Below are 12801 nucleotides of genomic sequence, written 5' to 3' on the forward strand. Positions count from 1 at the left end.
GTGAAAACCCTAAACTTGGCTCAGCAATCGTTGGTTACATCTTTGATTTCTCGCGGAGTAACTTGTGATGCTGATAATCTTTTTGACTGTCAGTCTGACTCCACAAGCACCCACACGAATTGCTTGATTCAGTTGTTAAAGAGCGATTGGTCAATCCTTTCGTCTCGACCGAGGCGCGCATTCTACATGCTTCACCTCTTTTTGCAACACCCTTAAAAGCTTTAATTTCATCAACAAAATCAACTGCTTAACTAAGATCAGCTTCGAGCTGCTCGTTAGCGGGAGGCGAATAGTACAGCATTGAAATTGGCCGTCAACCCCCGTTTAGAAATTCTTTTCCCTTTTACACAGCCTGTGTCGACAGTCGCCTATAGCAGCAGGTATTTTCGAGCCCCTCTCGGGCACCAAAAGTAGAAAAGGTCTTGTTTTGCAGGACCTTTTCTACTTTTGGCGGCCGCCCCCCCTCCCCCGCGGCACGCGGCGTAAGGATCCTCACCATGGAAACGTCACTGGAAACCGTCGCCCTGTTCTCCCTCAAGCTGGCCTATGAGGAAGAAGGCCTGAGCCCGATCCTGCGGGACGATCTGGTGATGGGCGATTACCAGAGGGACGTATTCGAACTGCTGGTGCGCCGCAATGACGTGGACGCCATCCGGGTGAAGCTGCACGAGTGCCTGGACCTGGCGCTGGACGCCCTGGGCGGTGCGGAGAAGCCGTTGGGGCGCGAACTGCACAGGCTGTCGGCGGGCATCGGCCGAGCCGATTCGCTTGAGCAGTTGCACGCGCCCGTGCTGGCGATCAAGGGCTATCTGAAAGACGTGCTCTGACGCCTGCCTCTTCGGTGAATGTCTGCGTGGCGAGACTCTGTCGTTCTGATATCTTGCCACCCATCTTCAGCACCCTGCCCGGCAGACACCGATGTGGGGCGATAGGCAATTCAAGGAAAGGATCGAATGGAGTTTCTGCGTTTACTCGTGTTTTTGGCGGCCTGGGGTTTCATGTGGCGCTGGGTGGTGAAGAACCGCGGCGGCTGGAACCTGTTCTATAGCAACCTGGTGGGTGCGGCGGGCGGTTTCATCGTGGGCCTGGTGATGCTGTCGATCACCTTTTCGCTGTTCCCGTCGCCGCACCGCGCCGAAAGGGCAGCACCGGAGGAAGTGGTGGAGCAAGAGGCCGAGTCGGTCTCCGACGTCGCACTGCTCCCGGAGGCCGACGACCTTCCGGCCTATGTCGCCGGCGAACCGCAGAACGAGCCTTCGCCGCCCGAGTCCGCGCTCCTGCCCAATTTCAGTAAACGTCTGACGGCAGCGGTGTCCGAGAAGAAGGTGCAGGACACCGCCGGCAAGGAATTCGCCGCGCTGCGCAAACGGATCGGCAAAGACCCGAACGCCGACAAGTCCCTGCTGGCCTCGGTGATGTGCGCGCCCTTCATCATGAACGCCATGCGCTTTCCTGCCTCGGCGGTGATCGCCAATCCGTCCTCGACCCAGAGCACGCGGTACAAGGATCAGACCTACACCATCAGCAATACCGTCACCGCCCGCAACATGCTCGGCGACGATGTCAGCTACCGCTATGACTGCTCGCTGCAGCAAGTGGCCGGCAAAGAGTCCGGGTACGCCGATTGGCGCCTGCTGAACCTGAAGCTGCAGAAGGTCAAATCTTAAGCCTGGTTTAAGGGTGTCGGGCGCCGGCTGCGCTATGATCGCCGGCCTGTGCGCCCAGAGCCCGATCCACGATGCCCCTCGATGAGTTGACCCCGCTGCCCCCTGTGTTGGCCGGCCCGCTGCTGCGGCGGCTGGAGCCCTCTCGGCTGGTGATGTGGCTGGTGGGCACCCGGCCGCTGTCGCTGACCTTGCACCTTGATGGCGTGGGCGACATCCCGCTCGACGGGACGGCGTGCACCGTCGTGCCCGTCGGCGCCCGGGCGTTTATCCACCTGATCGACGTCGCCCTGCAGGCCCCGCTGCCCTGCGACACCCGCATCGCTTATGACCTGCTGATCGATGGCCTGCAGCCGATCGCCGAGTGGGCGCCTCACCTGCTCTACGGCAACGCCGATTCGCCGGACTTCGTCCTGCGCTCGCGCATCGACCAGTTGCTCCACGGCTCCTGCCGCAAGCCTCACCACAAGGCCGCCGACGGCCTGCTATGCGTCGACCGACTGCTGGCGGCCGAAACCGACCCTGCGCAACGCCCGGCCCTGCTGATGATGACCGGCGACCAGATCTACGCCGATGACGTCGCCGGGCCGATGCTGCGCGCGATCCATGCCTTGATCGAACGCCTGGGCCTGTTCGGCGAGCACCTCGAAGGCGCCGTGGTCAGCGACAGCGCCCGGCTCTACGAACATCCGGCCAGCTACTACCACCGCGCGGATCTGCTGCCGGCGCTCGAGAGCAACGAGACATTGCGCGAGCGCTTCTTCGGCGGAGCGCGCAAACCGATCTTCACCAGCAGCAACGCCGACAACCATCTGGTGACGTTCGCCGAAGTCATGGCGATGTACCTGCTGGTGTGGTCGCCGGTGCCGTGGACGCTGATCGATCCGCAGCCGCCGGCACTGACGCCGGACCGGCTCAAGCGCTACGCCCTCGAACAGGTGCGCATCGACGGCTTCAAGGCCGGCCTGGGCAACGTGGCACGGGCGCTGGCGCACTTGCCGAGCCTGATGATCTTCGACGACCACGACATCACCGACGACTGGAACCTGTCTGCGCAATGGGAGGAAACGGCCTACGGCCATCCGTTCTCCAAGCGCATCATCGGCAATGCGCTGATCGCCTACCTGCTGTGCCAGGGCTGGGGCAACAATCCGGACGCCTTCAAGGATCCGCTGGAGAAGGCCCGCCGCCTGGGCACCGACGGCGATGGCCGTCACCTCGACAGCCCGGCGCAGGATGCGCTGATCGACGACCTGCTGCGTTTCCAGCGCTGGCACTACGTGCTGCCGAGCACCCCGGCGCTGGTGGTGCTCGACACCCGCACCCGCCGCTGGCGCAGCGAACGCTCGCTCAAGCAACCCTCGGGCCTGCTGGACTGGGAAGCCCTGTGCGAACTGCAGCAGGAACTGCTCGATCACCCGTCGGCGATCATCGTGTCGCCGGCGCCGGTGTTCGGCGTGAAACTGATCGAGACCGTGCAGCGGGTATTCAGCTGGTGCGGCTACCCCTTGCTGGTGGACGCGGAAAACTGGATGGCCCATCGCGGCGCGGCCCAGGTGATCCTGAACATTTTCCGACACTCGCGCACGCCCGGCAGTTACGTGGTGCTGTCAGGCGATGTGCATTATTCCTTCGTCTACGAAGTGCTCATCCGACACCGCAAGGCCGGCCCGCGGATCTGGCAGATCACCAGCAGCGGCATCAAGAACGAATTCCCGCCCGCCCTGCTGGAATGGTTCGACCGCCTCAACCGCTGGCTCTACTCGCCGCGCTCGCCACTGAACTGGCTGACCAAGCGCCGCCGCATGCGCATCGTGCCCTACGTCCCCGAACACGCCGAAGCGGGCGAGCGCCTGTGGAACTCGGCGGGGATCGGCCAGGTGTTCTTCAACAAAGCCGGACAGCCACAGGACATTATCCAGCACAACGCCAACGGCGCAGCCAAGACTCGGATGCTGGCGCCCGACCTGTCGGACTATCCTGATTAGAACCACGGCACCGCAGACGCTCACTGCAGGAGCCAGCCTGCTGGCGATGGCGCCAGCACGGACGCCGCAGGGCCGAAGCATGCCCATGAACCTCACACGCACCCTCATCATCGGCAACTCGGGCGCCGGCAAGAGCTGGCTGGCCCGACGCCTGGCCGCGCACCTGGACGCGCCGTGGATCGAGCTCGACCTTATCCACTGGCTGTCCGACGAACACAGCATCCCCCGCCCCCGCGGCGAAGCGATGGGCATGGCCCGACTCGCCGCCAGCCAGGAACGCTGGGTGATCGAAGGCGTGTACGAGGTGTTCGTCAGTAAATTGCTCGACCGCGCGACGGCGCTGATCTGGCTGCGCATCGCCGACGCGGAATGCGTGGCCAACATCCGCCAACGGGAACGCGGCTCGCCCCCGGACGATCCGCGCCTGGCCGCGATGCTGGCGTGGGCCGTCGGCTACCGAGACCGGGAAGGCACGGACGGATGGGCCGCGCACCGGCAGTTGTTTGAGGGGTTTGCGGGGGAGAAGGTGGTGCTCTGGGAGCGCGGTGAAATCATCCGGTTTGCGGGCAGTGCATGACACACTGCCCGCCCCAGCTTCACATCGAGGCGATCACCCGCCCCACCCCTCTGACAATCATCCCAACCTCCCGCTCATCGAGCGTCAGCGGCGGCAGCAGCCGGATGGTCTTGCCGCGGGTGACGTTGATCAGCAATCCGTGATCCCGTGCCGCAATCAGCGTCAGGTCGCGGATCGGCTGCTTGAGTTCGATGCCGATCATCAGCCCCTGCCCGCGAACCGCCAACACGTTGGGGTTGTCCGCCAGCTCTGAGCGCAGGCGGGTCAACAGGCGTTCGCCCTGTACCCTGGCGTTTTCCAGCAGCCCTTGTTCTTCGATGATGTCGAGCACCGTGCAGGCGACCCGGCACGCCAGCGGGTTGCCGCCGAAGGTGCTGCCGTGGCTGCCCGGGGTGAACAGGTCGGCCGCCCGCCCCCGCGCCAGACAGGCGCCGATGGGCACGCCGTTGCCCAGGCCTTTGGCCAGCGTCATGACATCCGGAACGATGCCTTCGTGCTGGAACGCGAACCAGCGGCCGGTGCGGCCGATGCCGGTCTGGATCTCGTCGAGCATCAACAGCCAGGCATGACGGTCGCACTGCTCGCGCAGGGCCTTGAGATAACCGGGCGGCGCGGTCTGCACACCGCTTTCGCCCTGGATCGGCTCCATCAGGACGGCCACGATCCGTGCGCCGTGCTGGCGTTGCACCTGATCCAACGCAGCCAGGTCGCCGAACGGCACCTTGATGAAATCCCCCGGCAGGTCATTGAAACCGAGGCGCACCGCCGGACCGTCGCTGGCCGACAAGGTGCCCAGCGTGCGGCCGTGGAAAGCGTTGGCCATTACCACCACCAACGGCTGCTCGATGCCTTTGCGCCAGCCGTAGAGCCGCGCCAGCTTCAGCGCGGTTTCGTTGGCCTCGGCCCCGGAATTGTTGAAGAACGCTCGCTCCATGCCGGACAGCTGCGTCAGTTTCTGCGCCAGCCGTTGCTGCCAGTCGATGCTGTACAGGTTGGAGGTGTGCAGCAGCAATCCGGCCTGTTCGCTGATCGCCGAAACGATGCGCGGGTGCGAGTGGCCGACGTTGGTCACCGCCACACCGGCCACCGCGTCCAGGTATTCGCGACCGGCCTGATCCCACAGTCGTGTGCCCAGTCCCTTGATGAAACTCAGGGCCAGCGGTTGGTAGGTGTTCATCAGGGCGGCGGTCATGACTTCAAACTCCAGTGAAGGTCGGTGTGTTTGCAGTATGGTTAGCCACCAGAGCTGGATAAACTCGGCAACACTTCAATCATTTAGAAGCAGGGCTTGATAATGGATCTGTTCCAGTCGATGAGCGTCTACGTCAAAGTCGTGGAAGCCGGCAGCATGACCGCGGCAGCCCTGCAATGCGAAATGTCCACGACCATGGTCGGCAATCACCTGCGGGCGTTGGAGCAGCGGCTCGGCGTGCAACTGCTGCAACGCACCACCCGCCGCCAGCGGCTGACCGAGTTCGGCTCGCTCTACTACCAGCGGTGCCTTGAGGTGCTGGGGCTCGTCAAGGACTCCGAACGCCTCGCCGAACAGACGGTGGACGAGCCACGCGGCCTCTTGCGCATCACCGCACCGCTGACCTTCGGCGTCGAGCGCCTGGCCCCGGCATTGAGCGAGTTTTCCCTGCAGTGCCCGCAGGTCAAACTGGATGTGGTGCTGACCAACCGCCGTCCGGACCTGCTGGAAAGCGGCCTCGATGTGGCGTTCCGGCTTGGCCATTTCGAGCAATCGAACCTGATCGCCCGGCCACTGATCGATTACACCCTGACCGTGTGCGCCTCCCCCGAGTACGTGGCCCGGCGCGGCATGCCGCATACGCCCGAAGACCTGCAGCAGCACGATTGCCTGTCGTTCGCCTACCCTGCCGGCGATGACTGGCAATCGGTGGAGAAGCGCTGGCGCCTGAGCGGGCCGGACGGAGAAATCATGATCGACGTCAGCGGCCCGATGCTGATGAACACCTCTGCCGGGCTGCATCAGGCGGCCCGCACCGGCATGGGCATCGTGATGCTGCCCGATGCCCTGGTCGAGCAGGACTTGCGGGACGGCAAACTGATCACGGTGATCCCCGATTACCAACCGCCTAGCCGCCCGTTGCACCTGCTGTATGCGCCGGATCGCTACCGGCTGCCGAAGCTGCGGCGCTTCGTCGAGTTTGCGATGCAGACGTGGGGCAAGCGCTGACCGGCGACCTGTAATCACGACCCGCCTTTGACCAGCACCGGTTTCTCCTGATAGCGCTGGACGAACAACTGCTTCAACTGCGCCACCTTCGGCAGGTCGTTGATCACGATGTAGGGATAGCTCGGGTGTTCCGTCAGGAAGTCCTGGTGATAGTCCTCCGCCGGGTAGAAGCCGTTGTAGGTTTCCAGCCGGGTCACGATCGGTTTGCCGAAGGCATGCGTCCCATCGAGCTGGGCGATGTAGGCCTGGGCCACCCGTTGCTGTTCGGCATTGAGCGGAAACAGCGCAGAGCGGTATTGCGTGCCGCTGTCCGGCCCCTGCCGGTTGAGCTCGGTGGGGTTGTGGGCCACCGAGAAGTAGATCTGCAACAGGCTGCCGTAGCTGACCTGCGTGGGGTCGAAGGTGACCTGCACCGATTCCGCATGGCCGGTATCACCCTCGCTGACCCGCTCGTACTCTGCCGTGTCCGCCGCGCCGCCGGCATAGCCGGACACGGCGTTCCGCACCCCTTTGACGTGCTGGAAAACGCCCTGGACGCCCCAGAAGCAGCCGCCGGCGAACACCGCCGTCTCGCTGTGGGCCTGGGTGTTCTCATCGAGGGCCGGCGGCGGAATGACCACCCCTTGCTCGGCACCGAAGGAGAATGCCGAGCACTGCCCCACCACCGCGGCTGTCGCGACGCCGAGCAACAGCCGGCGCCAGATCGTTTGGGTTTTCATGTTGCGGACTCCTGATCAACCGAAGGTAAAGGCGTAGGCCGACACGCCCGGATCGAGGAACTCGATGCTGAAGGTGCGGTCCTTCACGCCGTCGGCCTGGCGCACCAACTGATACAACCGCTGCTCGGTCACCTGGCCGGTTCCGTCCGGAGCGACATCGACACCGTGGGCATCGCCCGGCGCCTGGCCATCGAGGGTCACCTTGAAGCGCACGGGTTTGCCGTCCTTGCCCGGGCCCAGCACCAGGTGCAGGTCGCGGGCGTGGAAGCGATAGACGATGCGGCCAGCCGGTGCGTCGGCGGTGGCGCGCTCGGCGCCGACCGCCCATTGCCCGCCGAGGCTCCAGTCGTTCAAGGCCAGGATGGCCGGGGTGTTGTAAGCCGCTATCTTGTCGGGCACGAGGCTGGTTTCCGGTACGAAATGTTCCGCGCGCTGGTAGCCGATGTAGGTTTCCGGCGACAGCACCTGATTCATGTCCGCCGCCAATTGCACGCCCTGGGCATCGGCATCGATCAAGCCGTCGGCCACGGTCTTCGAACCGGCTTCGCGCAGCAATTGCTGAATGACCTTTTCCGACTCGGCGTAGTCCCCTTCGCCGAAATGGTGGTAACGGATTCGCCCCTGGGCGTCGGCAAAGTAGTGCGCCGGCCAGTATTCGTTGTTGAAGGCCCGCCAGATCCGGTAGTCGTTGTCGATGGCCACCGGGTATTGGATGCCCAGCGCCTTCATGGCCTTGGTGACGTTGCCCACGTCGCGCTCGAAGGCGAACTCCGGCGCATGCACGCCGATCACCACCAACCCCTGGTCGCGGTACTTCTCGGCCCATGCTTTTACGTAAGGCAGGGTGCGCAGGCAGTTGATGCAGGAGTAGGTCCAGAAATCCACCAGCACCACCTTGCCCTTCAAGGCCTGGGCATCCAGCGGCGGCGAGTTTAGCCATTGCACCGCACCGTCCAGCGCCGGCAACTGCCCCTCCACCGGCAAGGTGCCCGGTGCCTTCGCCGCCATTTTCATTGCGCCGCCGGCCGCCATCATGGCGCCGCTTCCTGGGATGTCCGACGCCGGAACCTGCGCGGTCATCGTGCCGCTCGCACTGGCGGAGCGTCCGGACAGCTTGCCGACCAACGCCTGTTCCAGACCGCCCGTGGAGGCGGTGGACACCCGCGCCAGAATCCCGGTGTCGAGGCCCAACGCGATGGCGGCCACCCCGGCCAGCATGGCGGCCCCCAGCCCGCGCCGAATCCACTCGCCGGTGCCGATCGAGCGCTTCATCAGCGCAAAGACCTTACCGCCCAGCAGCAGGGCCGCGGCCAGCGAAGTGGCGGCACCGGCGGCGTAGGCCAGCAGCAACAGCGTGGTGGCGATGTTTGCGCCTTGCAGCGCGGCGCCGGTCAGGATCAGCCCCAGGATCGGCCCGGCGCAAGGCGCCCAGAGCAACCCGGTGGCGACGCCGATCAGAAACGAAGCGCCGGGACGCGGCCGGCTGTCCTGCCCGGCGGCTTCCGACAGGCGACTGCCGGCCGACACCAGCGGCCGGGTCAGGCGTTCGGCCAGACGCGGCAGCAGCAGCGTCAGCCCGAACAGTGCAACGAACAGCAACGCGAGCCAGCGCCCGTACTGATTGACTTGCACCACCCAACCGCCGCCCACCGCCGCCAGCGTGGCGACCAGGGCGAAGGTCAGCGCCATCCCCGCCAACAGCGGCAAGCCACTTCTGAAAAACGGCTGCCCGGTGCGAGCGAAGACAAAGGGCAGAACCGGCAGGATGCAGGGGCTGACGATCGTCAGCACGCCGCCCAGATATGCGAGAACCAAGAGCCACATGGCATCGTCCTGTAGTCAGTGAAAAACGCGGGCGGGGCACGGTTCATGCCGCCGCGGGGTTGAAGGTCATGGCCACGCCGTTCATGCAGTAGCGCAGGCCGGTGGGTTTCGGCCCGTCGTCGAAGACGTGCCCCAGGTGCCCGCCGCACCGCCGGCAGTGGACTTCCTCGCGGCTCATGCCGAAGGAACGGTCCTGGCGCGTGGCCACGGCGTGCTCCAGCGGCGCCCAGAAACTCGGCCAACCGGTGCGGCTGTCGAACTTGGTCGCGGACGAGAACAGCGCCAGCGCGCAACCGACGCAGGCGAACGCGCCGGAGCGGTGCTCATCGTTCAGCGGGCTGGTGTAGGCCCGTTCCGTGCCTTCGCGGCGCAGCACGTCGTATTGCTCGGGGCTGAGCAGCGCGCGCCATTCGCTGTCGCTGTGGACAACGTCGAACGCTTCGTCGGCCCGGGCTTCGCCGATCGGCGCCGCGCCGGTCGACAATTTTGGCAATACACCCGCCAACAGGGCCGCAACCCCCAGCCCGCCGCCCGCTGCCAGTATCTGTCGCCGTGAAAGCATGGCTGTCTCCGTCGATTCCAAGTGCTTGATGACGAACACAGCCTAGGCTTGGGTTGATCGCCGAATCCTCACGGAAAGTTAAACGATTGGTGATAACTCGCCCGGAGGAAAACCCGCACAATGCGCCTATCGCGCCGAAGGAATGAGCTTCATGGAACAGACCAAACGCGTCCTGGTGGTCGAGGACGACCTGCACATCGCCGACCTCATCTGCCTGCATCTGCGGGACGAGCAATTCGAGGTGGTGCACAGCGCCGACGGCGCCGAAGGCATGCGCCTGCTGCAGCGGGAACAGTGGGACGCCCTCATCCTCGACCTGATGCTGCCCGGCGTCGACGGCCTGGAAATCTGCCGCCGCGCCCGGGCCATGGCGCGCTATACGCCGATCATCATCACCAGCGCCCGCTCCAGCGAAGTGCACCGCATCCTCGGCCTGGAGCTGGGCGCCGACGATTACCTCGCCAAACCGTTCTCGATGCTGGAGCTGGTGGCCCGGGTCAAAGCCCTGCTGCGCCGGGTCGACGCCATGGCGCGCAACCTGAAGATGGACGCCGGGCGCCTGATGCTCGACGGCCTGGAGATCGACCCGATCACCCGCGAGGTGCTGCTCAACGGCCAGCGGCTGGATCTGCCGCCGCGGGAGTTCGACCTGCTGTACTTCTTCGCCCGCCAGCCGGGCAAGGTGTTCTCGCGCATGGATCTGCTCAACGCCGTCTGGGGCTACAGCCATGAAGGCTATGAGCACACGGTCAACACCCACATCAACCGGTTGCGGTCGAAGATCGAGACCGATCCCGCCGCCCCCCGTCGCATCCTTACGGTGTGGGGACGCGGCTACAAGTTCAGCGCCAGCGCGGACCTGCCATGAAACTGACCCTCACGCAGCGCTTGTCACTGGTGTTCGCCGCCCTGCTGCTGGTGTGCTGCGGCACTTCGGCCTGGCTGCAGGTGCGCTCCAGCCAGATGCATGAACTGGAAGTGGTACAGGGGCTGTCCCGCGACCTGGCCCGGCACATCGCCCGCGACACCGTGCTGATGGACAGCCACGGCCTGATGCCCGGCGCCGTGCGCGAGCTGTTCAGCCAGCTGATGCTGGTCAACCCCAGCGTCGAGGTGTACCTGCTCGACAACGCCGGCCGGATCGTCGGCAACGCTGCCCCCGAAGGCCGGCTGCGCAGGCAGACGGTCGACCTCGCCCCGGTTCGGCGGCTGCTCGACGACCAGCCGCTGCCGATCCTCGGCGACGACCCGCGCAGCGTCGACGGCCGCAAGGTGTTCAGCGCCGCGCCGCTGCAGGTCGACGGCAAGCCGTCCGGCTATCTCTACGTGGTGCTGCTCAGCGAGGCGCACGACCGCTACGCCGAACGCGGCGCCACCAGCGCCGCCCTGAACACCGCCCTGCTGTCCATCGGGCTGGTGGCGCTGCTGTGCCTGGTCGCCGGTCTCGTGGCGTTCAACCTGATCACCCGTCCGTTGCGGCGGCTGACCGACACCGTCAGCCGCTTCGACATCGACGGTGCGCCGCGCACAGCGTCGCAAGACAACGGCCCGTCGGTTGTGGACAAGTCCGCCGGACACGACGAGATCGCCGTGCTCGACAACGCCTTCCGGCAGATGCAGGCCCGGCTCGGCGAACAGTGGCGCTCGTTGACCCGCCAGGACCAGGAGCGCCGCGAGCTGGTGGCGAACATCTCCCATGACCTGCGCACGCCGCTGGCCTCCCTGCACGGCTACCTGGAAACCCTGTCGCTCAAGGACGCCACGCTATCGGCGCAGGAACGCCGCCGCTACCTGGGCATCGCCCTCGACCAGAGCCGCAAGGTCGGCGGCCTCGCGCAATCGCTGCTGGAACTGGTGCGCCTGGAGCACGGCTTCGTGCAACCGGTGCTGGAACGCTTTTCGCTGACCGACCTGGTGCAGGATGTGTTCCAGAAGTTCGAGCTGGGCGCAGAGGCCCGCCAGGTCAGCCTCAAGGCCGACTTCACCGCCGGCTTGCCGACGGTCTGCGCAGACCTCGGCCTCATCGAGCGGGTGCTGACCAACCTGGTGGACAATGCCTTGCGCCACACCCCGCCGGGCGGGGACATCGAGCTTGCGCTCACGCCGCAGGGTGCGCAGGTCGAGGTCACGGTCAGCGACACCGGCCCCGGCATTGCGCCGGAACTGCGCGAAGGCCTGTTCCTGCGCCCGTTCAACATCGGCGGCGCACGCCGGGACGGCGGCCTGGGCCTGCGCATCGTGCACCGCATCCTGCAGTTGCACGGCAGCGAGATCCGCCTGCTCGATGCGCCGGGGCGCGGGGCGACGTTCCGCTTTGCCCTGCAGGTCAATCCGCAGAGCGCCGAGCAATCGATGCTGCGTTCGGTGACACAGCACGCAGCGGGCAAATAATCGGCGCCGTCGGCACCCTGCTCCGTGACAACCCGGCGCCGCTCCCCTAAATTAGGCGCCCGGAAAAAGACCCCGTGCTTTCTCGCCTCCACCCAGTCAAAGAAGTAGTGAAATTTCAATGTCCGATTTCAACACCGCTGAATCCGTAGTCACTCTGTCGTCCAAAGCGGAATACGAAAACTCCATCAATCTTTCACAACACCTTCCGCAGGCCAAGACCATCAGCGAAATGGTGCTGGACGCGTTCCAGTCCACCCGCGAAAGCGAGCAGATCCGTGAGCTGCGCGCGGCTATCCGTCAGGCCCACGACCGCTTCGATGACGACCAGGCCTATGAACTGATGGGCCAGCTCAAGCGCCTGAAGGACGCCGAAGCCGCCGACACCGCCGCCCTCGAAGACTTGAGCAGCAAGTTCCCGATCAGCCGTATCCTGTCCAGCTTCAAGGACGATCCGGCGTTCCAGGAAATCGTCTACGGCCTGGCCCTCAAGGTCCTGAACCAGACCCACCAGGCCATCAGCAATCCGAGCGGCGGCAAGGGCAAGGCCGCACGGGCCAAGAAAGACGCCGAAGTGTTCAGCATCAGCAAGGACGGCGTCAGCGTGACCCTGCCGATGCGCACCCCGCGCTCGCGCCTGAGCATGGACCGCGAGGCGCTGGAGTTCCTCGGCTTCACCTTCACCGGCGAAGGCGACGAGGCCGAGCTGGAGAGCGAGACCTTCATCGACAACGCCGGCACCGAGCAGGCGGTCAACCGCAAGAACATCATCACCGCCCTGCAGCAGCAGACCGCGTTCGACGGCTACAGCATCGCCGCGCAGTAAACCGCTCTGACGAAAAAGCCCCGCTCTGGAATCCAGGCGGGGCTTTTTGCTGT

12 protein-coding genes are annotated in these 12801 nt (G+C 65.2%); 8 read left to right on the top strand and 4 right to left on the bottom strand.

The window, feature by feature from the left end; translation table 11 throughout:
• The first annotated feature begins 497 nt into the window (after positions 1-497).
• From CAG29_RS27340 to CAG29_RS27355, 4 genes are all read left to right on the top strand, one after another.
• Positions 498-827 carry a hypothetical protein gene (locus CAG29_RS27340; RefSeq protein WP_085584931.1) on the top strand — a complete coding sequence of 110 codons (330 nt, stop codon included), beginning with the start codon at positions 498-500 and terminating at the stop codon, positions 825-827.
• Positions 828-953: 126 nt separating this feature from the next.
• On the top strand, positions 954-1667 hold the full coding sequence (locus tag CAG29_RS27345; protein WP_085584929.1) for a hypothetical protein: 714 nt from the start codon (positions 954-956) through the stop codon (positions 1665-1667).
• A 71-nt stretch (positions 1668-1738) separates the two neighbouring features.
• On the top strand, positions 1739-3652 hold the full coding sequence (locus tag CAG29_RS27350; protein WP_085695424.1) for an alkaline phosphatase D family protein: 1914 nt from the start codon (positions 1739-1741) through the stop codon (positions 3650-3652).
• A gap of 85 nt (positions 3653-3737) precedes the next feature.
• Positions 3738-4229 carry an adenylate kinase gene (locus tag CAG29_RS27355; RefSeq protein WP_085695425.1) on the top strand — a complete coding sequence of 164 codons (492 nt, stop codon included), beginning with the start codon at positions 3738-3740 and terminating at the stop codon, positions 4227-4229.
• 19 nt (positions 4230-4248) lie between these two features.
• Here CAG29_RS27355 and CAG29_RS27360 read toward each other — a convergent pair whose 3' ends face one another.
• Positions 4249-5421: an aspartate aminotransferase family protein gene (locus CAG29_RS27360; RefSeq protein ID WP_085695426.1), complete on the bottom strand. Its 1173-nt coding sequence runs from the start codon at positions 5419-5421 to the stop codon at positions 4249-4251.
• 102 nt (positions 5422-5523) lie between these two features.
• On the opposite strand from CAG29_RS27360, the gene CAG29_RS27365 reads away from it, so the two are divergent.
• On the top strand, positions 5524-6429 hold the full coding sequence (locus CAG29_RS27365; RefSeq protein WP_085584922.1) for a LysR family transcriptional regulator: 906 nt from the start codon (positions 5524-5526) through the stop codon (positions 6427-6429).
• Between the two features lie 14 nt (positions 6430-6443).
• On the opposite strand, the gene msrA is transcribed toward CAG29_RS27365, so the two are convergent.
• The 3 genes from msrA to msrB are packed head-to-tail and all read right to left on the bottom strand — an operon-like array spanning position 6444 to position 9534.
• Positions 6444-7148 carry a peptide-methionine (S)-S-oxide reductase MsrA gene (gene msrA, locus CAG29_RS27370; RefSeq protein ID WP_085634087.1) on the bottom strand — a complete coding sequence of 235 codons (705 nt, stop codon included), beginning with the start codon at positions 7146-7148 and terminating at the stop codon, positions 6444-6446.
• A gap of 15 nt (positions 7149-7163) precedes the next feature.
• Complete coding sequence (locus CAG29_RS27375; RefSeq protein WP_085695427.1) at positions 7164-8972, bottom strand: cytochrome c biogenesis protein DipZ; 1809 nt, start codon at positions 8970-8972, stop codon at positions 7164-7166.
• Between the two features lie 43 nt (positions 8973-9015).
• Positions 9016-9534, bottom strand: coding sequence for a peptide-methionine (R)-S-oxide reductase MsrB (gene msrB / locus CAG29_RS27380; RefSeq protein ID WP_085695428.1), 519 nt, complete (start codon positions 9532-9534; stop codon positions 9016-9018).
• A gap of 151 nt (positions 9535-9685) precedes the next feature.
• Here msrB and CAG29_RS27385 point away from each other — a divergent pair, with 151 nt between their 5' ends.
• The 3 genes from CAG29_RS27385 (at position 9686) to CAG29_RS27395 (ending at position 12748) form a co-directional block, all read left to right on the top strand.
• Positions 9686-10402 carry a response regulator transcription factor gene (locus CAG29_RS27385; RefSeq protein WP_085584914.1) on the top strand — a complete coding sequence of 239 codons (717 nt, stop codon included), beginning with the start codon at positions 9686-9688 and terminating at the stop codon, positions 10400-10402.
• Positions 10399-11925: a HAMP domain-containing sensor histidine kinase gene (locus CAG29_RS27390; protein WP_085695429.1), complete on the top strand. Its 1527-nt coding sequence runs from the start codon at positions 10399-10401 to the stop codon at positions 11923-11925. Before CAG29_RS27385 ends, CAG29_RS27390 begins: the two co-directional genes overlap by 4 nt.
• A 118-nt stretch (positions 11926-12043) precedes the next feature.
• Positions 12044-12748, top strand: coding sequence for a hypothetical protein (locus tag CAG29_RS27395; RefSeq protein WP_085584910.1), 705 nt, complete (start codon positions 12044-12046; stop codon positions 12746-12748).
• The last annotated feature ends 53 nt before the right edge of the window (positions 12749-12801 follow it).

This window comes from Pseudomonas sp. B7(2017), assembly GCF_002112745.1.
GTDB lineage: Bacteria > Pseudomonadota > Gammaproteobacteria > Pseudomonadales > Pseudomonadaceae > Aquipseudomonas > Aquipseudomonas ekonensis.